The organism is Streptomyces sp. NBC_01275, from assembly GCF_026340655.1.
In the GTDB taxonomy this organism is placed as follows: Bacteria; Actinomycetota; Actinomycetes; order Streptomycetales; family Streptomycetaceae; genus Streptomyces.
On the sequence record NZ_JAPEOZ010000001.1, the window covers coordinates 5,393,821 to 5,417,124 of the forward strand.

A 23,304-nucleotide genomic window follows, 5' to 3' on the forward strand; every position below is an offset into this window, starting at 1 on the left:
GCTGGCGGCTGTGCTGTGGATCAGGACAGATTGGTCCCTTCGGGCTCCATACTCACGGATACTCTGTGGAGAAGGCGGCGAAGGGGAGAAACGTGGAGAGCCTGTTCCGAGTGGTCGAGCCGCGCGACGACGTGCTGGCTGGCGAACTCACAGAGTCGCGTTTTGCCGCGTCACTCGAGGAGGTCATCGCCGGTACGGCCCCGGACACGTATGCCGACGCAGGGCACTTCTTCGCGGCCACTTTCCCGTCGGCTGGCCTGAAGTCATTGCTCAATGAGGTCCTGGGCCGCATCGGCGGTGGCAAGCCGGACGGCGCCAGTGTGATCCGGCTGGAGACCAACCTCGGCGGTGGTAAGACCCACAACCTCATCGCGCTGTTCCATGCGGCTCGAGGACGACTTGACGCAGTTCACGCGGCAGAGTTCATGGACGCCTCACTTCTCCCGGCCGAGCCGGTGGAGCAGGTGGGGGCGTTCGTCGGCACCAGCACCGGTGCGCAGAGCTTCCCCGAGGTCGCCGGCGTCACTCCCCGTACTGTCTGGGGGTACCTAGCCCTTCAGATTGGTGGGGCTGCCGGGTACGAGTTCGTTCGAGCGGATGACGAGGCGCTGACTGCTCCGGGCTCCGATGCGATCAAGCGGATGCTGGGAGATCGCCCCTCCCTGCTCCTCATCGATGAGATCGCTCGCTACTACCACGTCGCCAAGGGGGTGCGAGTCGGCGAGACTACGCTCGCCAGCCAGACCACGGCCTTCCTGATGGCGCTCATGGAGGCGGTGGACGGTCTGCCCCATGCGGCATTGGTGATTACCACCACCGGGGTGACTGACGCATTCGGCGACGCGACCAGCGATGTGCTTGAGGCCATCAACGAGGCTCGTTCGCTCATGGCGCGCAAGGAGCTGGTCCTTCGCCCCAGTGAGGAACCCGATCTCCCGAAGATCCTTGCGCGTCGCCTCTTCAAACAGCGCGAGAGCGGTAGCGCCGCGGCGGAGGCCGCCCAGGCGTATGCGGAGGCCGCCGACGCCGCGTATGCCAGTGGCCTTGACCTCCCAGAGGGCATGGTTGGCAGCGGCTGGGCATCAGAGGTTGCGCGTACGTATCCGTTCCATCCCGCCCTTATCCGGATCTTGGACAAGCGTCTGTCTACGATCCCGAACTTCCAGCGCACCCGGGGCGCGCTGCGGCTCCTTGCCCGTGTTGTGCGTCGGCTGTGGGCGCAGCAACCGGAAAGCACCTACTTGATTCACCCGCACCACATCGATCTCGCGGAACGGGTTATCGCCGAGGAGCTCTCCAGCCGGCTGGAGAGACCACAGTTCGAGCCTGTGATCCGCGCAGACATCGCGTCGCAGGCCGGGGCGGAGTTGTCACACGCGGAGCGGGTCGACGAGCGGATGGGCGCGCCGTACGGGCGTCGTCTTGCTGCCGCGGTCTACCTCTACTCCCTTACACGTGAAGTGCCGGGTGTGCAGCCCCCCGAGCTCTTCGGCGCAACGCTCGTCCCTGGGGACGATCCGAACCTGCTTCAGAAGGCGCTTGATGGCCTCGAGACCGCCTGCTGGTATCTGCACGCCGATGTGCGCGGCTACCGCTTCTCGACCGAGGCATCCCTGGTGAAGCTGATCCAGGAGGCCGAAAGTGAAATAAGCGTGACCAAGGCGCGCACCAAGGCCACGAAGATCCTCACCGAACAGTTCCGCGACAGCACGCTCAAGGTCCGTCGCCACTGGGACGACGCGAAGGTCCCAGACAACGCCGAGGATGCCTGGCTGGTCGTAATGCACTGGGACGACTTCGGCGACCCGCGCGGCGTGGATCTTCACGGCGTCATCCCGCCCAAGATCCAGGAGCTGTGGGAGCGCACTCCGTCCGGCGGAGTTCGCGAGTACCGCAACAGGCTGGTGCTTCTAGCACCGTCACTGGGCACGCATGATGCGATGGTCCGTGCCGTGAAGACGCATCTCGCCCTTGAGGAGCTCTCCATGAGCTCCGACACGCTGAACGCCCTGACGCCTGAAAAGCGTGGGGAGCTCAAGGACAAGGCCAAGGAGTCCGCCCTCATGGCGAGGGTCGCGGTCTGCAACCACGTGAACGCGCTGTATGTGCCTACGAGCCAGGGCCTCGAAGCAGTACAGCTTGATCAGGTCACCACCTCTTCGGTATGGCCCAACCAGACCGATGCGATCTTGAGTCGTCTGGCTGCAATGGAGAAGACACTCCGCGCCGGCGACAAGGCAATCGACCCGGCTCATGTCAAGAACAAGCTCGGCGACCTGATGAATCGGCCCCAGCCGACTGAAGAGCTGGTCAAGGCATTCGCCAGGCGTCCTGACCTCAAGATGGTCTTCGACCGGGCCCAGCTGGTTTCCCTGATCAGTGCCGGTGTTCGCAACGGAGTGTGGGAATACCAGGACCCGGACCGTGGCGACGATGGCTGGGCAACCAGGGAGCACCCTGGTGCGAGCATTCGTCTAGCGGCTGACGTGCTCCTGCACCCGCCCGGCTCAGCTCCGGCGCCCGCCGAGCAGGCGTGTCCTCTGTGCGACACCGTCCATCCTGGTCGTGGCTGCCCGGACGAGACACTGAACGGCTCTCCGAACGGCGGCATCCAGCTGGGCCTGCAACCGGCCAAGCCCACGGTATTCACCGGAACTGGCGCGGCTGGGAGCGCCTTCGCGCAGGCACGCAGCGCAGCGGCGGATACGCAGCGGGAGAGGCTGCTGGAACTGAAGATCGAGATCGATCACCTTGGCGCCGGAGGTGGCCCCGAGCTGCTGCGACTGCATTCGATCGTGCCAGCGGCGACTCTGGGTGCCGAGCTGACCTACGCCGTAGACGTGGTCGTCACCCTCGGCGATGGCGACAGCCAGATGCACACGGCAAAGGTTTCCTACCTGGGCACACCCAGCGACTATGCTCCGCTTCGAGAAGCCCTCAAGCAGCTACTCGGCCCGCGTGAGTCCGTTCTCAAGGCATCGGTCACCGCGGCTTTCGCCGATCCGACTCCGTTGTCTGGGGACGTGGCTGAACGGTTTGCTCAGGCTGCACGAGACACTGGTCCCACCAAGTGCAGAATCTCGATGCGCACTGAGAGTGACGAATGAGCCGAGCCGAGCAGTACACCTGCCTGATTACCCGCGATGAGGATGGGCGAATTGTCGCTGTAGACGTAGCCGCTGACGACCTCGACGGCGGCCACCGCTCCATCCACGTGAACGGCGGACGGGCTACGCATATCGCTGCTCCGCTCCAGGACGTGCTACGTGCCGCAGGTTTTCGCGGCCGGGACTGGACTTCACGGAAGCCGCTAGACCTTGATCCCATGCTCGGCGCCCACGCAGAACTGTTGCTACGTGCTGTCAAACCGCTCCGGCGGACCGATCGCATCGTCGACATCGCTGAGGGCGTGGCAGGCATGAGCCGCGAGGAGGCTGCATACTGGCACGCCCAGGTGCAGCATCGGCATGGGCTCAAGGCGTTGCGCATTCTCCTCGATGGCGGCCAGCGACGGTAACTCCCCGGCACCGCGGCGGAAGGCGGGCTCGGTGACCACATGAGTCGGTACGTGTTGACCGATGTCCTCGCGTTTGACTACCCACGCGTTCAGGCAGAAGCCGCAAACTGGCCTCACCGTGTCGGTGCGGAATGGCATGCTGGGCGCGTCGGGACGACTCGTACTGATCTGAGACGAGTGGCCCCAGTGATGGGCAGAGAGACGATTGGCGGGACGTGGCGGACACGACCGCTGTCCAAGAGCAATGGGAGGTCGGCCTGTGAGCCGCAGTTTGATTGAGCAGTGGCTTCCGGCGGCCCCCCTCGGAGTCGAGAGCGTGCGAGAGCGCGCGACTTTCACGGCGCTGCCGCCTTCGTTTGCACTTCATGTCTGGTGGGCACGGCGTCCGCTCATCGCCAGCCGCGCAGCTGTGGTCGCTTCAGTGCTGCCAGCCTGGCCTTCCACCGAGGACGCTGCTAAAGATGTAGAAGCCCGTCACATCTTGACTGCTCTTGAAGCAGAGTTCCCTGGTGGGGAAGAGGCGTACCACGCCTGGTTCATGAATGCGATCGGGATCCTTGGCGATGCCGTGGCCCGGAAGAAGGAGATTAACGCCGCAAACGAGGCGGGAATCAAGCTTGCCGGAAATGGGTACGGATACCCGCGCGCATTTTCCGTAAGCCCCGATAAGTCGATTCTCGAACGTATCCATCGCCTCTCCAGAATCCGCTCCTCCGATGAGGCAGCAGATGGCATCTCGCAGTCCGTTCTAGACCTCTTTTCCGGAGGCGGGTCAATTCCGTTCGAGGCTTCGCGATATGGATTTGACACGATCGCGAATGAGCTAAACCCGGTTGCGACGGCGATCCTGCAAGGGACTGTCGCACTGCCGGCGGATATGGGTCCTGAGTTCGCAAAAACTATCAGCGACTGGGGAGGTCGATGGACTGATCGAGTCCGCAAGCGCTTGGAAGCACACTTTCCCCGGCAGGGAGCGGAGACCATCGTTGCCTATGTGTGGGCTCACACCGTCCCGTGCCCGACGACAGGTCGACCGACACCGTTGTCTCCGGATTTCTGGTTGGCGCGAGGAAACTCTGGTCGGAGCGTCGCTGTCGCGCTGGAAGTCGATACAGATGCGGGCACCTACGAGCTAAGCGTTGTGGAGGGTGAGGCGGCAAAGAAGTGGGGCGAGCGATCCACATACAAGAGGGGGACCGCTACGAGCATTTGGACAGGTGAAACATTCTCTGGTCAATATATTAATGCCATGGGTAATGAAGGGCGGGTCGGGCAAATGCTACTCGCGGTCGCCATTTCTCGCGATGGCGTCAGGGGGCGCCAGTTCCGCTGCCCTTCCCCGGTTGATCTTGCTGCGGTTGAGGCGGCAGAAGAGGAGCTTGCGGCTCGCTTGCCCGGATGGGAGATCGCGGACCTTGTTCCGAATGACCTAATTCCTGATGGATGGAAAACTGGCGAGCCTCGCAGAATGGGCCTAACTCGCTGGTCCGACATGTTTTCACCTAGGCAGCTACTCGCGAATGTGACTGCACTGGAAGAGCTGCGGGAGGTTGTTGAGGAAGCGCGTTCCGAGGTGGGCGATGATCGCAGCCGCGCGCTCGGACTCTACCTGGCCCTGGCGTTGGATAAGGCGTGTGATTACAATGGCATGCTTAGTAGCTGGGATGCCACACGGATCAAGATTCGTAACACGTTTGATAGGCATGACTTCGCGTACAAGTGGTCGTTTGCCGAATTCGATGGCGCGCATTCATTGCTTCCATGGACCGTGAGTCAGGTCGAACGAGTCTATGCTGGCATGTGCAAGCTCACCCAGCGAGACGCAGCACTCGATGACCAAGAGGAGTGGCGCGCCCAAGCCCGCATCATTCGCGGATCGGCCACGTCTCTGCCGCTGCCAGATGCATCGGTCGATGCTGTAGTGACTGATCCTCCATATTACGACAACGTCATGTATGCGGAGATCTCGGACTACTTCTACGTCTGGCTCAAGCGCTCGCTACGCGACACATGGCCGCAGTTCACCGATCTCATCCTGACCGACAAGAACGCTGAAGCCGTTGCCAACCCATCGCTCTTCAAAGACGTTGCGGCTCCTGCCCGGCGCGGGCGCCGCAAGGATGACGGCGCGAAGAGTGCCGCCCAGCTGGCAGATGAACGGTACGAAGAGCTGCTTAAGCAGTCCTTCGGGGAGGCATACCGCGTTCTCAAGCCAACTGGTGTTCTTACGGTGATGTTCACCCATAAGCGGATCGATGCATGGGACACTCTCGGCGCGGCCCTGCTTGATGCCGGGTTCTCCATTGACGCCTCGTGGCCTGTGCAGACCGAAAGCGAGCACTCTCTCCATGTGGCGAAAAAGAACGCCGCCTCGTCCACGATCTTCCTTGCATGCCGTAAACGTTCTGGCAGCGAGCCAGCCTTCTGGTCTGATATTCGCCGCGACGTTGAGCGTGCGGCTGAAGAGGCTGCTGGTCGCTTCGCAGCGCAGGGCATGACAGGTGTAGACCTCACGATCGCGACTTATGGCCCTGTGCTATCCGTACTCTCTGATCGCTGGCCGGTCTACACTGGCCAGCTTGACGCCGAGGGAAACTCTGAAGTCCTGCGCCCCGATGCGGCTCTCGATCTTGCGCGTGAGAAGGTTGCTTCACTCAAGAAGCGGGAATTGCTTGGCGGTCGAGACATCGACTTTGACCGGATCACTGACTGGTACTTGCTCGCGTGGAGCGACTTTGCAGCTGCAGAGTTCCCCTACGATGAGGCTCGTAAGCTTTCCATCGCGACGCATCTTGACCTTGACGATCTTGCCAAGCGGCATAAGGTGGTAAAGGCATCCAGTGGCAGCGTCACCCTGCTTACTCCGGCGCAGCGAGCCACGGCAGGTGTACTTGACCCTGATGCTGCAGAATACGGGACCTGGCTCGACCGGCTGCATGCTCTGATGTCGCTTTACGATTCGGATGGTCTCGGGGCGGCGAAAGCCTGGCTGAACCGCACTGGTTTGGCTGATGACTCCACCTTTGTCGAAGTGGTCCGTGCAGCGCTGCATGCGATTCCGCGCGTGAAGGACAAGGGGGCTTTCGCTCGCCCAGAGGCGCGGATCCTAGATAGTCTCCGCGCGGCCCTGTTCGATCGTATTGAGCCGCCGGCCGACGAGGTGGAGCCCGTTGCCCAGCACGAGCAGCAGACCTTCGGCTTTGATGTCTGAAGTCAACGGCACGACGCTGCCCGGCTTGAGAGGCTTGGACCTCAAGCCGGGCTATGACTCCAGCGACCGTGTGCTGGAGGCGTTCTACATCCCGGTGCTGTCACGGTCGGTGCACTACGACCGCTCGGTGGGGTATTTCCGCTCCTCTTCGCTGAGCGTCGCTGCGCGTGGTTTGTCCCGCTTCATCAACGGCGGCGGACGCGTGCGGCTGCTGTGCGGTGCTGAGGTCAGCCCGGGGGACCGGGACGCCTTACTTGGCCGTGCCGAGATCGGCCCGGCGTTCGCCAAGAAGCTTGCCGACGCGCTGGTCACTGAGTCCGAAGTGGATCGACGGCGCCTTGAGGTACTTGCCTGGTTGGCGAAGGTGGGGCGTCTGGAGGTACGGATTGCGATCCCGGTGGACCAGGACGGGACGCCGATTGTCGGCGGCAACACGGACCCGTACTTCCACGAGAAAATCGGGGTCCTGCGTGACACGGCTGGCGACGGCGTTGCGTTCCAGGGGTCGGTGAACGAGTCTGCCCAAGCGTGGACTCGTAACTTCGAGTCGTTCTCTGTCTATCCTTCGTGGACTGAAGCTGCCATGTACTTCAGTCACTGGGCGCTGAAGTTTGAGGAGCATTGGGCCGGCCGGATGGTCGGCTTCAAGGTGTATGCGCTACCGGATGCCGCGTCGGCGCGCCTGTTGAGCATGGCGCCAGACGTGGTGCCGGGAGAGAGGGATCCCGAAGAGCCAGAGCCGATGGGCGACGATGCTGCCGTCGCTCGCTATCTGCAAGTGGCACCGGCCCTTGTGGACGCCGAGGCTCTTCCGGTGGCAACGACGGGACTGACGCTTTTCCCACATCAGCAGCAGGTGGTTGAACGGCTTGCCGGACTCTACCCTCGCTCCTGGCTGCTTGCCGACGAAGTTGGTCTCGGCAAGACGATCTCAGCTGGCATGTCCTTGCGTCGGCTCTTGCTGTCCAAGCGCGTGCGACGAGCCCTGATCCTGGCCCCTGCGAACGTCTGTCGGCAGTGGCAGGACGAGCTCTTCGAAAAGTTCGGGCTATGGGTTCCCCGCCTTGAAGGCGGCAAGATCTATGGTGCTCACCCTGACGATGTGCGGAGTGTCGTACCAGGGGTGAATCCATGGGAGTCCGAGCCCGTACTGATCGCCTCCAGCCACCTGGCGCGTCGGCCGGCTGAGCAGGAGCGTCTCCTTGCGGCCGGACCGTACGACCTCGTGATTGTGGATGAGGCACACCACGCTCGCCGTACCCATATTGATGAGGATGAATACCGCCCGGGTCGCTTGCTCGAACTGCTCGATCGCATCACTCAACGGGGGGCGGCCAAGGCACTCTGGTTGCTGACCGCCACGCCGATGCAGGTTGCCCCGATCGAGCTGCGCGACCTGCTCGTCCATGTGGGTCTGCAGGGCCCTTTGGCTAGCCCGCATGCATTCGAGAAGTACTTCCGCGAGGTAGCCAGGGGCGATGGCCCGAAGGGCCGCAAGACGGCTTGGGCATGGTTGGACCAGACGCTGCGTGACACGCCTCGGCTACCGCATACCGCTGCAGAGGAAGCGGTCCTGCAGGGGATCCGAAGCCGAGTGGGTCCGATAGCGGCAGCCCGCATTGAGAAGTTCGGCACGGGAGACCTGTCTGGGGAGGAGATCGCCCAGGAGCTGACGCCCAGCGGACTGGCAGCCCTGCGGGAATGGCTGTCTCTTCTCAGCCCTGTCGGCCAGTTCGTCACCCGCCATAGCCGAGAGACGTTGAAGATGTACCGCGATCGCGGACTCCTCACAGAGAACCTCGCTGATCGGGACACCCAGCCGGTCGTCGTGCCCTTCACCCAGGAGGAGCAGGACCTCTACGACGAGCTCGACGACCTCATCGACCGGCTCATGTCTGCGCACGGAAGCAAGCGCGGCGCCGGCTTCGTATTGACCGTATACCGCCGTCGGCTGACCTCGTCTTGGGCCGCGATCCACGCGACGTTGACGAAGCGGCTCAATCGCGAGGCATTGGCGCTCGACGACGATCAGGCGGCAGAGGACTTCGAGGAGGCGTGGAGCGACGCTGGACTGGAGACCGGAGAAGGGCACCAGGTCAACGACGCTCAGGCACTGCCACTGACGCCGACCGAAATAGAGGACATCCGGGGGTACATCAGCCGGATGAAGCACGTGCCGGACTCGAAATTTGACCGGTTGCGCTCCGATCTGGACTCTGCCCGTGGGCGAGGACATTCAACTATCGTCTTCACCCAGTACACGGACACACTTCTCAGCCTTCGGGACAGGCTTGTCGGAGCCTATAGATCACAGCTGGCCACCTTCACCGGACAAGGCGGACAGGTCTTCCGTGAACACGAAGGCTGGGTCGACATCTCCAAGCGTGACCTTGTCGACGCTGTGCGCTCCGGCCGTGTGACCGTCCTGCTGGCCAACGACGCGGCCAGCGAAGGACTCAACCTTCAGGCGTGCAGCTTCCTCATCAATTACGACATGCCGTGGAACCCCATGCGCGTCGAACAGCGCATCGGCCGTGTGGATCGCCTCGGTCAAGCGCGCGATGTTGTCCACATCCGAAGCTACTTCGTACCCAACACCGTTGAGCAAGACGTCTACGCAGCGCTCGCCGGACGAATCGACGACTTCCGTCAGCTGCTTGGGCAACTTCAGCCGATTCTTGGCGCCACCGAACGTGCATTTCAAGCGATCTTCAAGGCGCCGAAGAGCGAGAGGGCCTCAGCTCAGCAACAAGCAATCCGCGAGCTGGTCGACCAAATCGACGTCGTGCGGCAGGAAGGCGTCGGCTTCGGCGCAGAAGATGCGATGCCGCTGCCCGAGCACGCCCCCTCCCCCGTTGCTCTGGAGGACCTACGCGAGGTCCTCTTCGAACGCTTCGGTGCCGTACTCGACAAGCCCGGCCGCCCCGTCACGTCTGACCCTGCGCGGGCATCGCGTGACGGGGAGAGCTGGACTGCACTGGCGACTTATGGTCACCCGGCCTTGTCCGAGGCGCTCGCGCGTAGGGCAGGGGCAAGCCTTCCTGACGACAGCGCGCTGGTCATTACTGGCGACGGGGCATGGCCGAGTGTTGCCGTACGCGCCGACCGCACTCCACCCACCGTGGTGCAGGGGCTGAAGGACGTTGACAACCTCGGAGCTGCGGCCGCACGCGGTGAGGCCGAAGAGACAGCCAACACCATTCGGATTGAAGCCCTTGGAAGGCAACGGTCGTACGAAAGCGCCCTCACCGACACTCGCCGGCAACAGGCGTTGGAGGGCATCCGAGCGAAGTTCATCGTCCTTGTTCACGAGACGCTGGCAGCTGGTTGCGCGGCAGCGCGATATGAGGGCGGCGCCAGCATCGATCCGCTGACCGTCTGGCATGCCCTGAACACGGATAGAACGTCGATGTGGGGCTATGCGGAAGCGATGCGCGGCAAGTTGAACGTGCCGCTCGCCCGGCTGATCCCCGCCCGCCTAAGCACCCAGAGGGAACCGATCTCGCCAGAGACTTGGGATGAACTCCGTCGCCAACTCGGACTTCAGCTGGGTGGGTTGATGACCTTGATGCGCGCCACATCTCTTGGGCTGTGAGGGAAGGTGTGGTCCCCGGTCGTGAATCGCTCATCGGATCCGGTTCGCGGGTGACGGTACTGCGTGTTCGTCGCCGGTGCCGGTCCAGTGACCAAGGACCAGCCAGAGTTCGTAGTGCAGAAGCCATGCCGAGGTCCACGGCAGGATCGTGTCCGCGAGGAACATGTGTTCCTGCCACTCCCCGGGCAGATGCAGGCACAGATCGCCGTCGGGGTAGACGTGCGGGAGTGCCGTTGCGTCCGGATGGAGTGCCAGGGGTGGGTCGGTGACGGTGATGAGTGGCCTGCGCCGGTGGCGGTAGACGATCCGCACCGTGTAGTTCCTGCTCACCGGGGTGGGTTGCAGGGTGAGCGTGCAGACGAGCTCACCGCCCCGCACGGTCCCTCGGGTGTCGGGGACGGCCGCTTTGATCGCGGCCAGCTGGCGGCCGAGGTTAACTGCGCGCGGCGGGATGCTGGCCATAGTTGGTGTTCGGCTTCCTGCGGGGGCCTGTGGCCGTCGCGGAGAGCAGCCCGGTGGCACTCATTCGCTGCCCGGTGGGGGCTTTCATGCGGGCGCCGTAGCTCGCGAAGGAGTGCATCACGGGGCCGGGTGCGAAGGACTTGATGAGCTGGGAGTAGACCACGTGCAGGCCCTTGGACTCCGTCAGTGCCAGGTTGTCCATGATCGTGGTGATCTCGCCGAACCAGGCGAGGAAGGCCTGGCGCCGCTCAGGGTATTCGTTCCACTTGTCGGTGAAGTTCTCCTCCTTGTGGGCAGGGTTGGGAACCCACCATTGACCGTCGCGCTTCTCGATGAACAGAGGCATGGCGGCCAGCACGTTGCGTACGGCGGTGAACAGGTCGTCCTCGCCGCGGTAGGCGCGGCCGGCGAGCGTGGTCAGGAGGATGGACGGCGGCCGGTTGTCGGTGTCCTCGGCGAAGAAGAGCATGCAATGCCACTTGAGGATCTGCACAAGTCGCTGCAGAGTGCTGCGGATGTGGTGTTCGGGGACCTTCGCGACGCTGGCGACGAGCCGCTTTTCGAGGAGGGCGGGGGAGAGCTCCGAGCGGGCGCGGAACCAGTCCGCGTAGCCGAGGGGGTTGCTGTGCTGCCACTTGTGGAGCTTCTTGTCCGTCAGGAGGATTCCGGTGGTCGGGTGTTCCTCGTCGGGGATGGCGGGCAGGACGTCGAGGTGGAAGCCGGGGTACCCGAGGGTCCAGCAGCGGCGGCGGGCTTCGAGGCTTTCGGGGCCGTCGGTGTGTCCTCGGCGCTGCTTCCAGCGCCGGTAGGCCGCCAGTTGGTCACCGACTCGCTGCTTGAGTTCCTCTTTGGTCGTGCTGTCCCGCTGTAGAGGGAGTCGACAGACGAGGTCAATGTCGTAATCGCCGGTCTCGGTGTTGGGGCGGACCACGGTGCCGAGGAGGAAGGAGCCCTGGGAGTGGATCTCCCATCCGGGGCTGCCGTTCTCGGCGAGCCAGGTTCCGACTTCTCCGTACCGCTCGATGGCGGTGTCGTGGAGGTCGGGGGCGATGTCGAGGACTTCCACGGCGCCGTCGAGCAGCATGGAAAGCATCTGTTCGGCCGAGTCGGTGTTGTCCTGCGTCTGGTGGTACGCGTTCACGTCATTCCTTACGAGCGGGGTGGAGGGGGACGAAAGCCGGCGCGAGGTGATCACAGAAGGTGCGGTGGACGGCCGGGGAGACGTCGCGGCTGACGTGTCCGGCCCATCCCGAGAGGGTTGTGGTGTCCACGTCGTCCAGAGCGAGGGCGCCGGTGGGGACCGTCGGGTTGAGGCGGAGCACGTCGTCTTTGCCGACGAAGTGGCGTACCTGCTTGGCGGCACTCTCGCTCTGCGCCCGCATGAGGACCTCGACCGCGTCGCGGGCCCAGGGCAGCAGACCGCCGCGGTCGAGACGGCGGTGGCGGTGGCGGACGTCGGTCGTGGTCCCGAGGCTGAACACCCGGATCGTGTCGAGGGGCACAGACAGCGGGCCCACCGCTTCGGTCAGCGCGACCATGGCCGGGTTGTTCGCCCAGATGCCGCCGTCGACGAGCCGTGCTCCGTCCAGAGGCATCCCGGGCAGGTAGGTCGGCGCGGCGGAGGTGGCCAGCGCGACGTTGACGGCCTTCTCGCGCCAGTCGCGCTTGAGGCCGGGCAGATGCGGGGTCCGGAAGAGGTAGACGTCGTCGGCGGCGACGTTGTAGGAGGTGATGACCAGGCGTTTGGTGCTCTCTCCGAAGGTCCGTTCGCCGAAGACTTCGGTGAGGGCCGCGCGCAGTGGCTCCGCGCTGTACTTCGCGCGCACCAGGTGCTTCAGGCCCCGCAGGCGGCTACGGTCCCGGAAGATGCGCGGCCCATGCTCGGTGTAGAACTCCAGGATCTGCTGCGGGGGCAGCCCGAGTCCGAGGCCCAGCGCGATGATTCCGCCTGTCGAGGTGCCAGCGATCAGGTCGAAGTGGTCGGCGATGCGGACACCGAGATCCTCTTCGAGGCGAGCTAGGACCGCAGCGGAGAACATGCCGCGGAAGCCACCGCCGTCGAGAGCCAGAATCTGGAAACGCTCCGTCACTTCAACCGCCCCCGCGCCATGGGTTCGAGGAAGCTCCGCCTGTCGCAGCCGGATCTCCACTATCGAGAGTACTTATTATCACAGCATGCGTTTCCGTGTGTGTTTCCACGCGGAAGTCGTAAGGTTTGTGTTGGCCACGCACCCTGGAGCGTGCGTGGTTTCTGTGTTCCGCCAAGATGTGGAGATCAAAGTCAGGCAGGCCAGGCAAGGGGAAAGATGAGCACGCAGGCGTTCGAGCGCTCTCGGCTGCGGACCGCCCGCGAACTGACAGGGTTGAGCCAGACGCAGCTCGCCCGCGCGAGCGGGCTCACTCCTGCCGCGATCAGCCAGTTTGAGAGCGGCGCGGCACGACCCAGCCCGGAGACGAGCAGTGTCCTGGCCTCGGTACTTGGGGTGCCTCAGGAGTTCTTCCACGAAGCGATGGTCGAAAGCCATGAGGGCTTCTTCCGGTCGCTGCGCCGGACCTCGGTGTCCGACCGCCGCCGTGCGCGGGCCATCGCTCACGTGGCTCACGACCTGGCCGTCCATGCCTCATCCGCGCAGCGGTTCTGCGCCGGCGACGTGCCGATGCTCCCCGTAAGCGGACTGCAGGCGGAACGGGCGGAGGTCGAAGAGGTTGCGGCTCAGGTACGGAAGATGTGGGGACTGCCTTCCGGACCGGTCTCCAACGTCGTTGGACTTCTTGAGGCGCATGGTGTCGCGGTGATCCGTCTCCCCCTCGACAACACGGATGTCGACGCCTTCTCTCTGCCTTTTCCTGATCATCCTGTTGTCGTCCTGGGTACAGACAAGGACGACCGAGCCCGGTCCCGCTTCGACAGCGCACACGAACTCGCCCATCTAGTGCTGCACGGCGAGGAGATCTGGGGCGTAAAGGAGGTCGAGACCCAGGCTCACCAGTTCGCGGCGGCCTTCCTTATGCCCGCCGAAGACATCCACGACCAGTTGCCGACCACTGTCGACTGGCCAGCCCTCTTCGCGCTCAAACGGCAGTGGCAGGTGTCCCTGGCCGCCTTGCTCATGCGTGCCCGGACCCTGGGGCGCATGAATGAGAACACCTATCTGACCGCCATCAAGGCGGCGTCTGCCCGGGGATGGCGCCGCGTTGAACCGGTCCCTCTTGGTCGGCCGGAGCAGCCGGCAAGGCTCCTCGCTTACCTTGCCTCTGCCGAGAGCGCCCCGGCGCGGGCCATCCTGCCGTCCCAGATCGTGGAAAGCCTCCAGACCGCGGCAGCGGCATGAGGACACTGGCTCGTACATGCAATAGGTCTGAACACAGCCGTGTCATGCTGTCCCCACGCAAGGGCGTCGGGATCTCCGTGCCGTGGCCCGCTATCCGTTACTGCCCCTCGCCGCTGTTCGTGCGAGAGGGCTTGGAAGTCCGCTCCTTGTGGCTGAGGGCTTCGGCGATCAGCTCGCGGCACGCCTCAACCAGTTCATGCGGTTGGTCGCGCACAGCTTCCAGACGAACGGCTCGCTCCACAACCGCCTCGTCGTCCAGTGAGTCGAGCCAGATCTGGACCGTATCCGCCTCGGGCCCTTTCGGGGAAGGCGCAAGGACCTCGACGAGACCAGCACGGGCGACGACAGCCGCGATCCTGTCCCGGCCACGCACAACAGCGGGTGTGTGGCCTGCCGTATCAACGGCAGCACATGCACCCGCTTGACCATCCCCGAAGAGCTTCAAAGGGCTCTGTTCCGTAAGGACTGGCACAGCTTCACCGCGACCCAGATCACCGTGTCTCGGCCGGATGGCCACAGGACCTGGCTGCGATAGCCGCCACACTCTGCCACCAGTCCCTCGCCGCCTGGGACGCCCGCACTCGCCATCCAGTCTCCCTCCACGTCGCAGGCGAGGTCGACCGCAACCACCCGGTGTACCGCGGTGTCAGCTTCGAGACCGAGGCAACAGATGAGAGCAACGAGGACGCATCCTCACCGGTCCGGCGCCGAGGCCGTCAGTCAGCTGCAGTTGGACATCCCCCTGCCCCGGGCGGGCAAGCTACCCCCGCGTGCAGCAACGCTTCCCGACAGCGAAGTGTCGCCGACGGATGAATTCAACCGCCGCCGACACGAAGTACTCGGCGTCGTCCGGGCCGGTAATCTCCAACAGCAGCAGGACCTGGACAACCTCGACACCATCCTGGGCACGCGGTGGTCGGCACCGGCTACGCTGAAAAGACTTCTCTGGAGAGATTCGCTGGGAGCAGGCGACCGCCCGCAGGAGGTTCTGTGGGAGGCCGACAACCCCTGATGCGGTTCCTTGTCACCTGCGGTGCCCGTTTCGGTGGCCAGCCGGTGGCCGGACGCCTTTGGACGACGTAATACCAGGCAGCGCAGACCAGCCAGCTACACGTGCTCTGATCAGGCAGAACGTCACTCAGCAGCACGACCAGGCACTACGCAACACGAACGCTCACGGTCTCGTAATGCGTAGGTCTCGGGTTCGAATCCCGAAGGCGGCTCTGTAGAAGCCTCAGGACTCACTCGCCGTGACCTGGGGCTTTTGCTTTTGGCGGATGCGGCGACGGTGCTGAGCGCGGGCCGTGCGGCTGTCCCTAGTCTCAGTTCTAGTCTCAGTTGTGGGTTCCGGGCCAGGCTCCGGGCCCGGCGTGAAGGTGTCTCCCATCCGGCGCATGGCGGCCTTCGAAAGGTGCGACCTCCCCTTCACGTACCGGTGGGTCGTAGGTCCTTGAACTCCTCCCGGTCCTCGGCGCACGTGCAGTACATGCGTGACCCGCCGGCTGGATGGTGATCGACGTCGACAGCTACGAGCGCGCCGTCGAGCTGGGCGGGGAACTGTCGGCCGCCCCTGAGGCGGGCGGGAAGCCGATCCGCGAGTGGCTCGAGGTGCGCCCGTTCCTGGCCGCACCGCCCGCCATCGCGGAGTGACCTCTCAGGTGAACGAGGTCCTGCTACGTGGCCGTGCGTGTCGGCACCGAGAACCGCATGATCGAGTACATCGACCATCTGCACGAGCACTTCGCCACCCGGCCCGCATCCTCGACGGCCACTTTCAGCCCGGACCGCCCGGGCATCAGCGCCGACCTCCACCCGGCATCGTTGACCGCTCATCGCCGCCCCGACGGCTTAGTGTGGAAAACGGAGGCAACAGCATGGGCGCGTCGGAGTATGCCGGGCTGACGGCAGTAGTGACCGGTGGCGCATCAGGTATCGGACTGGCCACGGCACGGCTGCTCGCCGCCCGCGGGGCCCGTGTCGCCTGCCCCGACCTCAAGCCCCACGACGTGCCCGCACCGCTGGCCGGCATACCGGCCGACATGGCCGACGTGGCCGACATGGCCGACGACGTGACCATACGGGCGGCGGTCGAGGGGGCCGCACGGCGGCTCGGCGGCATCGACACCCTGGTCGACAACGCCGGTATCGGCGCCCAGGGCTCAAGGGAGGTCAACACCAGCAACGAATGGTGCCGGGTCTTCGAGGTCAACGTCTTCGGCGTCGTGCGAGTGTCCCGGGGCCGCCCCGCCGCATCTGCGCCGCTCCCGGAGTGCAGCGATCGTCAACACCTGCTCCATCGCCGCGACCGCAGGGCCGCCCCACCGGGCCCGGTACTCATCGACGAAGGGCGCGGTTCTCTCCCTCACCCGCGCGACCGCCTCGACCTCGTGCACTCCCGGGATCCGAGCGAACTGTGTCAACCCCGGCACGGCCGACAAGCCGTGGATCGGCCGTCTGCTGGACCGTGCCGCCGACCCCGAGACCGACCGTGCCAGCATCGGTCGCCCGCCAGCCGATGGGCCGACTTGTCACCACCGACGACGTCGCCGTCGTGTACGCCGCGAGTCCACTCTCCGGTTCCACCACAGGTACTGATCTTGCCGTCGACGGCGTCATGCACGGACTGCGGATGCGGCCCCGCGCCTGACCTCCCGCACGAAACCGTCCCCAAGGAGAACCAGCAGTGAAGACCCGATGCCTCCGGTATACCGGCCTCGGCGCCGTCACAGCCCTCGCCGTCACCGCGCTCAGCGCCTGCGGCGGCTCCGGCGCCGACTCGGGGGGCGACGCGGACGGCGCCCCGGTGGTGGGCGTCGACTACCCCCGCTCCGACACCGACTTCTGGAACGCGTACATCAAGTACACGCCGCGGTTCGCCAAGGAGCTCGGCCTGGGGCTGAAGACCACCCGCTCGCAGAACGACGTCGCCAAACTCGCCGCCAACGCACAGACCTTCATCATCCACGGGGTGAAGGGCGTCGCGATGGCCCCGCAGGACACCGCCGTGATCGAGCCCACCCTCCGGCAGCTGGCCGCGCAGAAGATCCCCGTGGTCACCCTGGACACCCGTCCCGACACCGGCGACGTCTACATGGTGGTGCGCGCCGACAACCGCGCGTACGGAGAGAAAGCCTGCCGGTTCCTCGGCACCAAGCTCGGCGGCGCGGGCAAGGTCGTCATGCTCCAGGGCGACCTTGCCTCGATCAATGGCCGGGACCGCACCGAGGGGTTCAACGAGTGCATGAAGGAGAACTATCCCAAGATCAAGGTCTTCGTGGAGGCGACCAACTGGGACGGGGCGGTCGCGGCGCAGAAGCTGCAGAAGGATCTCACCGCCCACCCTGATGTCAAGGGCGTCTACATGCAGGCCAGCTTCGCGCTCTCCGGCACCCTGCAGGTGCTCAAGCAGCAGGGTCTGCTGGTCGGCCCGGAGGACAAGAGGCATGTGTTCGTGGTCTCCAACGACGGCATCCCCAGGGAGCTCAAGGACATCGCCGCGGGCAAGATCGACGCCACGGTCTCCCAGCCCGCCGACCTCTACGCCAAGTACGCCCTCTACTACCTCAAGGCGGCGATCGAGGGCAAGACGTTCAAGCCCGGCAAGACCGACCACGACAGCACGATCGTCCAAGTCCGTGACGGTGTGCTGGAGGACCAGCTGTCCGCACCGCTGGTGACCGCGGACGGTGGGACCTACGGCGGGGTTCCCAGTCTCAAGAGCAACGACCCGCCCCTTTGGGGCAACAACCTCGGCTGACCTCGCACGGCGTACGCTCGGCGAACGCCTCCTGTGACGCCGGGGCCATCCCAATGGGGGTGCGTAGCTCCGAGGTTCGTATCCCCCGCTTTCGCCAGCGAATCTGCTGTCGGTGTCCGTCGCGGCTGCTCTGCGCGGGGCCGTCCGGGGAGCCAAGGGGAACGCTGGGGGAGCGGAAGGACCGAGAAGGACCGAGAAGGACCGAGAAGGACCGAGAAGGACCCACGACAGAGAACGCGTCGCCCGTGGTGGTCCGCCGCATGACGCCCAGATCACCGTTGGCGCCGAAGTCGATCGCCGGGCGTTGGGCGTTGGGCGCTCGGAGTGGAGATCACGGCCGGTCCGGTCCAGGTCCTGCCGCCGTCCGTCGACCTTGCGACCTGGTTGTGGTTCACCAGGTTCGCGTCCAGACCCGAGCTGACCTGGTTGTTGTCCTGGCGGTATGGGGCTCTTTTTCTGCAGGGCACGGGACCGGAAACGGTCTGACCGGAGCGCCGCCGGCCTGATGCGGCGACGCCCCGCCGACAGCCAAGACGTAAGGCGGGACGGGGCACGCTACGGACCGGGCCGGCATCGTGGGGGGGGGGTGACGAGTCCGGGCCCCGGGTGTCTGTGAGCCCTCAGAGAATGACAGGACCTCAGGACGGACGGCGTCGTGCAGGCGCAGGCCGGTGAGTACTGCTCTGGCATGCCGCGGAACCGTCCATCTCCGGTCGCGGCAATATTGACATGCCCACCGCACACGCAACTCGGCATCCCCGCCAAGGGCATGAGCACCTCGCAGACGACCATCCGCGTCAGCGAGCGCAGCAGACCCGGCGCACCGCGGCGGACCGGCGCCGCGGTCCCCCTCCTGTGCCCGCTCGCGGCCGATCTGGAGACGCTCGCCGTGCTGCTGGAAGGCGACCCCGGCACGGTGATCGCCGGGTTCGACGGGTGGCGGTGTCGCCTGAGGATCTGCGCGGTTTGCCGGGCTCCGTCGACCGGGGCGACGACCGTCTCTCGCGCTGCGGCCGGATCGCCCTGAGCGGTAGGGGTCATTCGCGGCGAGAATTGTGTCTCCGGAATTATGGTGAACGCATCTCCGGCGTTTTGATTCGGTCGAGAGCGAGTTTAAGCGAGCAACCTGAACGGGGGATAGCGGTATTTTAGGCGCGGGTAAGGGGTCGGTCGTTATGCTGCCTCTATGTGCTACTCGCAACGATATTAGAAGTTGCGGGGCAGTGGACGTTCAAAAGGGGAATTTTATGACGCAGACCCTGCAGCTGCAGCGACTCGAGGAACTTCGGGAGATCGCGGCCGACGCGTTGGAAATCGAGCCGGACGAACTGGGTGACGAAGACCTGTTCATCGAGGATCACGACGGTGACTCGCTGCGCGCCATCGAGTTGTTGGCCCGGATCGAGAAGAAGTACAGGATCGAGCTCCCGCAGGCGGAGCTGCCCAACATGACAAGCCTGCGGGCCGTGTACAAGGTCGTTGCCCAGTACGCCGGTTGGCAGGACTGACGCATGGACCGGCGCGTTGTGATCACCGGTCTCGGGCCGGTGACGAGTATCGGGATCGGGATCGATGCCTTCGGTGCCGGTCTGCGAGCGGGGCGGAGCGGGATCAGCTCCTTGGCCAGTTTCGACACCACGGGCTTTCCGCACGTCATGGGCGGTGAAGTGACCGGGTTCGAGCCGGAGGCGATGCTGCGTCGGCTCGCCCCCGGGGAATGGGGGCCGGCGAGTCTCTTCGCGGCGGCCGCGGCCCGCCTCGCGGTCGAGGACGCCGGCATCGACCCCGAGGCGATCACCGGCCCCAGATCCGGATCGAGCATGGGCACCTGTACGGGCGAGGCCTATCCGGTGCAGGGCCTGACCGAGAGCTGGGTGCGCAAGGGCTTCGAATCCCTCGAGCCCGAGCAGATACGCCTTACGCCGACGCCCAGGATCGGTGCCGCCGTCAACCGGGAACTCGGATTCACCGGGGACTCGATGATGATCTCGGCGGCCTGCTCGGCGAGCAACTACACGATCGGTCATGCCTACGACCTCATCGCCGACGGCGAATTGGATTACATGGTCGCCGGCGGCGCCGATTCGGTGGTGCGCTGGGGCCACGCGGGTTTCTATCGCTGTGGCCTGATGGCGGAGAGCACCTGTTCCCCGTTCGACCGGGACCGGACGGGAGTTCTCGCCGGGGAGGGCGCGGCCGCGCTGTTTCTGGAGACGCTGGAATCCGCGCTGGAACGGGGCGCCCGTATCTATGCGGAAGTGCTCGGATACGGGCTCAGCTGCGATGCCAACCACCCGGTGGCTCCCGACGCGGAGGGCATCGCGCGGTGCATGCGCCGTGCGCACGCCCAAGCGGGGATTGTGCCGTCGGACGTGGACTACATCTGCGCGCACGGCACCGGAACCCCGGCCAACGACCTGACGGAGGCGAACGCCGTCCGGCAGGTGTTCGGAGCCACGCCACCGCCCATGAGCTCGATCAAATCGATGCTGGGACACACCATGGGCGCCGCGAGCGGCCTGGGTGCGATCGCGTCCGCACTGGGCATCAAGGAAGGTTTCATGCCGCCGACCATCAACTACAGCCAACCCGATCCCGCACTGGCCGGCATCGATCCGGTGCCCAACGTGGCCCGGCCCGCACGGCTCAGGGTCGTACAGAACAACGGGTTCGCGTTCGGCGGGAACAACGCGGTGACGGTCTTCGGCGAGGTCGCCTGATGGCTACGACACTGGCGATCACGGGCTGGTCGACCCTGTCCTCCATGGCGGTCGGGCCCGATGCCCTGGCCCGGGCGATGCGCGACCGGAAGTCGGGTCTCGTCGACGTGAGCGACATGTTCGACGAGCGGCTGCCCCAGCCGCGGGCCCACGCGATGGTGGATTTCGACGTCCGCGACTACCTGGGCCGCAAGCGCACCCGCAATCTGGACCGCAGCACCGCCCTTGCCGTCTCGGCCTCCGGTCTCGCGCTGACGGACGCCGGTCTGGACGTGACCGAGGACAACCGGGACGACGTGGGCGTCGTACTCGGAACCACGCTCGGGAGTCTGCGTGCCACCGCCGAGTTCGACCGGGAGACGCTCGTCAACGAGCGGCCCTACATGGTCGAACCACTGCTGTTCCCCAACGCCGTGATGAACTGCGCCGCAAGCCGGTGCGCCATCTGGCATCAGCTCAGAGGCGTCAACGCCACCGTGCCGAGCGGCCCGCTCTCCGCGGTCTCCGTGCTGCGGTACGGCCGTACGCTCATCGGCCGCGGACATGCGCGCACCCTCCTGCTGGGCGCGGTGGAGGAGTTCAGCCCGCACCGGGCCTGGGCCGAGCACCATGTGTACGCGTCCGAGACCACCAGGGCGCCCCTCGGCGAGGCCGCGGTCGTGCTGGTCGCCGAGGACGCGCAGGAGGTTCGGGCCTCCGGCAGGCCGATGGACGCAGAAGTCCTGGCCGCGGAGTTCGGCCAGTTCGAGCCGGTCGGGCGGTCGCGGCAAGCCGTTCAGGGACTGGCCGAGTCGATCCGCCGCGCGCTGCGCGCGGCGGGCGCCTCCCCGGCCGAGGTGGTCACCGTGGCCACGGGAGAGCGCGGCATACCGTCCCTGGACGAGGTCGAAGGGGCCGCTGTCGACGAGGTGTTCGGCGCCGGAACGGAGCGCCTGCGGATCAAGGAGCTGGCCGGTGAGTGCGACAGCGCGTCCGGGGCCCTGCAGATCGCCGCGGTGCTCGCCCGCCACCGCGGCGATCCCGGCCGGGACGGTGAGGTGTCGGTGGTGACGTCCTGTTCGCCGGAGGGCGCGGTGGGCGCCGTCGTGCTGCGCGGGTGGAGCCGGACGGGGGCCCGGTGATGACTGCGGAGCAGATGCTGTCCGTCGCAGGGCAGACCATCGGATTCCACTCTCTCTCCGGCGCCGGGCCCCTCGTCGTCGCGGTGCACGGCGCCGAGGGCAGCTGGCGGGAATGGGAACCGCTCGTCGAGCGGCTGGGCGACCGCTACCGGTTCGTCGCGCTCGACCTGCCGTGGCGGGCCGGGAACGACTACGGCTGGGGGAGCGGCGGCAGCGCCGGAGACTGGCTGCACCGGGCCATGGCCCGGTTCGACGAACCGGTCTTCGCGATGCTGGGCCACTCCCTCGGGGCGAACGCTCTCCTTGAGTACCTGTGCATGCCCGACAGGGTCGACCTCGCGGCCACGATGCTGCTCGCGCCCTTCTACCGCCCGCGGGAAGACCGGGTGGACGACGCGCTGCGGCAGGAGTTCTCCACATCGTTCCGGTACGCCGTCGCCGACGGGATCCGCACCGCCATGGGCGCACGGTACGCACGGCTCGACCGGTCGTTGTTCGAATCCATTGTCGACACCGCGCTGGGCCGGATCGGCGAGAGCGGCATCGCGACGCTGTTCCAGCAGTTCGTGAAGACCGGCACGCTGCCCTTGTCCGGCGTGCTACCGCCGTCGCGGGTCCTGTCCGGGGAGCCCGACCCGGCGCTGAACGAGAGGCGCGGCGGCCTCCTGGGCCGGGCCATGCCGGCAGCGACCGTCACCCGGCACGCCGAGTACCGGCACTGCTTTCACCTCACCCACGCCGACGAGCTCGCGGCCGACGTGCAGGCCTTTCTCGCCCAGGCCGCGCGCGGGCCCGGCGACTCTACCGATCTGCCCTGGAGGCATGCGCATGCGTAGACGTCCTCGTGTCTACTTCAGTTTCCGCAGCCCGTACAGCTGGATCGCGATCGACCAGCTGGAGCGCCGGTTTCCCCGCGCCGGCGAGTACCTCGACTACTGCCCGTACTGGGAGCCGGAAGGCGGCATCCTGCAGGACATACGGGCCCAGGACGCCGAAGTGCTGTACACGCCGATGAGCAAGGCCAAGCATCTGTACCTGCTTGCGGACATCAAGCGGACCGCCGCCCGGTTCGGCTCTCCGCTGGTGTGGCCGATCGACACGGACCAGGCCTGGGAACTGCCGCACCTGGCGTGGCTCAAGGCCCGTCGCCAAGGGCAGGAGCGAGTGCTCTACCGGGCGCTGGTGGAGGCCCGCTGGCACCGGGGCGAGCCGATCTGTGACCCGAGTGTGCTGGCCAGGGCGGCGGACGAGGCCGGACTCGACGGCGCGGATCTGGTCGCGGCGGAACACGATCCGCTGATCCGGGCCGAGGCGGTGGAGGTGATGGTCGCCGCGTACTACGACGACATCTTCGGCATCCCGTACTTCCGTATCGGACGAGAGCGGCTGTGGGGTCTGGACAGACTCGACGAGTTCGTCGCCGCGCTGGAGGCCGCTCACCCCGACCGGGAAGGGGCGCCCGCACCGCAGCCGCAGCCGCAGCCGCAGCCGAGGCCCGAGTCACGGCTGATCCCGGTCCCTCCGGCCGACGCCGCCGAGCACATCGGCCTCTACGACCGTGACACCGCTGGAGGTTGCGGCTGAGCGAA

The 23,304-nt window shown here is 65.7% G+C and carries 18 protein-coding genes and 2 pseudogenes; 16 read left to right on the forward strand and 4 right to left on the reverse strand.

What is annotated here, in order from left to right; all coding sequences use genetic code 11:
• The first annotated feature begins 92 nt into the window (after window positions 1-92).
• The 4 genes from OG562_RS23750 (at window position 93) to OG562_RS23765 (ending at window position 10,323) form a co-directional block, all read left to right on the forward strand.
• Window positions 93-3,107 carry a DUF499 domain-containing protein gene (locus OG562_RS23750; RefSeq protein WP_266400984.1) on the forward strand — a complete coding sequence of 1,005 codons (3,015 nt, stop codon included), beginning with the start codon at window positions 93-95 and terminating at the stop codon, window positions 3,105-3,107.
• The gene (locus tag OG562_RS23755) at window positions 3,104-3,517 is read left to right on the forward strand and encodes a hypothetical protein (protein WP_266400986.1); all 414 of its coding nucleotides are present in this window, start codon (window positions 3,104-3,106) and stop codon (window positions 3,515-3,517) included. The genes OG562_RS23750 and OG562_RS23755 overlap by 4 nt, the downstream gene beginning before the upstream one ends.
• Window positions 3,518-3,776: 259 nt before the next feature.
• Entirely contained in the window at window positions 3,777-6,728 is a 2,952-nt protein-coding gene (locus tag OG562_RS23760; protein WP_266400988.1) for a DUF1156 domain-containing protein, read from the forward strand.
• Window positions 6,721-10,323 carry a DEAD/DEAH box helicase gene (locus OG562_RS23765; protein ID WP_266400991.1) on the forward strand — a complete coding sequence of 1,201 codons (3,603 nt, stop codon included), beginning with the start codon at window positions 6,721-6,723 and terminating at the stop codon, window positions 10,321-10,323. Before OG562_RS23760 ends, OG562_RS23765 begins: the two co-directional genes overlap by 8 nt.
• Window positions 10,324-10,353: 30 nt before the next feature.
• Here OG562_RS23765 and OG562_RS23770 read toward each other — a convergent pair whose 3' ends face one another.
• From OG562_RS23770 to OG562_RS23780, 3 genes are read right to left on the reverse strand one after another with little or no spacing between them, the layout of a single operon-like run.
• Window positions 10,354-10,785, reverse strand: a complete 432-nt coding sequence (locus OG562_RS23770) for a hypothetical protein (RefSeq protein WP_266400994.1) — start codon at window positions 10,783-10,785, stop codon at window positions 10,354-10,356.
• Window positions 10,757-11,926 carry a cyclic GMP-AMP synthase DncV-like nucleotidyltransferase gene (locus OG562_RS23775; RefSeq protein WP_266400996.1) on the reverse strand — a complete coding sequence of 390 codons (1,170 nt, stop codon included), beginning with the start codon at window positions 11,924-11,926 and terminating at the stop codon, window positions 10,757-10,759. The genes OG562_RS23770 and OG562_RS23775 overlap by 29 nt, the downstream gene beginning before the upstream one ends.
• 1 nt (window position 11,927) lies before the next feature.
• Window positions 11,928-12,875 (reverse strand): CBASS cGAMP-activated phospholipase, encoded by a 948-nt coding sequence (locus tag OG562_RS23780; protein ID WP_266400998.1) that lies wholly within the window; start codon window positions 12,873-12,875, stop codon window positions 11,928-11,930.
• A gap of 216 nt (window positions 12,876-13,091) precedes the next feature.
• Between OG562_RS23780 and OG562_RS23785 the strand changes: the two genes are divergently transcribed.
• Entirely contained in the window at window positions 13,092-14,117 is a 1,026-nt protein-coding gene (locus OG562_RS23785; RefSeq protein WP_266400999.1) for an XRE family transcriptional regulator, read from the forward strand.
• Window positions 14,118-14,639: 522 nt separating this feature from the next.
• Window positions 14,640-14,930 (forward strand): RNaseH domain-containing protein, encoded by a 291-nt coding sequence (locus tag OG562_RS23790; RefSeq protein WP_266409484.1) that lies wholly within the window; start codon window positions 14,640-14,642, stop codon window positions 14,928-14,930.
• A gap of 421 nt (window positions 14,931-15,351) precedes the next feature.
• Here the strand turns inward: OG562_RS23790 and OG562_RS23795 are convergent.
• Window positions 15,352-15,558 (reverse strand): annotated as a pseudogene (locus OG562_RS23795) (hypothetical protein); the annotation flags it as partial.
• Window positions 15,559-15,623: 65 nt separating this feature from the next.
• On the opposite strand from OG562_RS23795, the gene OG562_RS23800 reads away from it, so the two are divergent.
• The 10 genes and pseudogenes from OG562_RS23800 (at window position 15,624) to OG562_RS23845 (ending at window position 23,299) form a co-directional block, all read left to right on the forward strand.
• On the forward strand, window positions 15,624-15,767 hold the full coding sequence (locus tag OG562_RS23800; protein WP_266401000.1) for a hypothetical protein: 144 nt from the start codon (window positions 15,624-15,626) through the stop codon (window positions 15,765-15,767).
• Window positions 15,768-15,824: 57 nt separating this feature from the next.
• Window positions 15,825-16,019 (forward strand): hypothetical protein, encoded by a 195-nt coding sequence (locus tag OG562_RS23805; RefSeq protein WP_266409877.1) that lies wholly within the window; start codon window positions 15,825-15,827, stop codon window positions 16,017-16,019.
• Window positions 15,992-16,764, forward strand: a pseudogene (locus OG562_RS23810) (SDR family NAD(P)-dependent oxidoreductase). The gene OG562_RS23805 and the pseudogene OG562_RS23810 overlap by 28 nt, the downstream one beginning before the upstream one ends.
• Window positions 16,765-16,800: 36 nt before the next feature.
• A complete protein-coding gene (locus OG562_RS23815; protein ID WP_266401001.1) occupies window positions 16,801-17,874 on the forward strand; it encodes a sugar ABC transporter substrate-binding protein in 1,074 nt (357 codons plus the stop codon).
• A gap of 769 nt (window positions 17,875-18,643) precedes the next feature.
• A complete protein-coding gene (locus OG562_RS23820) occupies window positions 18,644-18,901 on the forward strand; it encodes a hypothetical protein (protein ID WP_266401002.1) in 258 nt (85 codons plus the stop codon).
• A gap of 220 nt (window positions 18,902-19,121) precedes the next feature.
• Window positions 19,122-19,382: an acyl carrier protein gene (locus tag OG562_RS23825; RefSeq protein ID WP_266401005.1), complete on the forward strand. Its 261-nt coding sequence runs from the start codon at window positions 19,122-19,124 to the stop codon at window positions 19,380-19,382.
• Window positions 19,383-19,385: 3 nt separating this feature from the next.
• Complete coding sequence (locus OG562_RS23830; RefSeq protein ID WP_266401008.1) at window positions 19,386-20,594, forward strand: beta-ketoacyl synthase; 1,209 nt, start codon at window positions 19,386-19,388, stop codon at window positions 20,592-20,594.
• Window positions 20,594-21,715, forward strand: a complete 1,122-nt coding sequence (locus OG562_RS23835; protein WP_266401009.1) for a beta-ketoacyl synthase N-terminal-like domain-containing protein — start codon at window positions 20,594-20,596, stop codon at window positions 21,713-21,715. The genes OG562_RS23830 and OG562_RS23835 overlap by 1 nt, the downstream gene beginning before the upstream one ends.
• Complete coding sequence (locus OG562_RS23840; protein WP_266401010.1) at window positions 21,715-22,551, forward strand: alpha/beta fold hydrolase; 837 nt, start codon at window positions 21,715-21,717, stop codon at window positions 22,549-22,551. The genes OG562_RS23835 and OG562_RS23840 overlap by 1 nt, the downstream gene beginning before the upstream one ends.
• On the forward strand, window positions 22,544-23,299 hold the full coding sequence (locus tag OG562_RS23845; protein WP_266401012.1) for a 2-hydroxychromene-2-carboxylate isomerase: 756 nt from the start codon (window positions 22,544-22,546) through the stop codon (window positions 23,297-23,299). The genes OG562_RS23840 and OG562_RS23845 overlap by 8 nt, the downstream gene beginning before the upstream one ends.
• Window positions 23,300-23,304 lie beyond the last annotated feature (5 nt).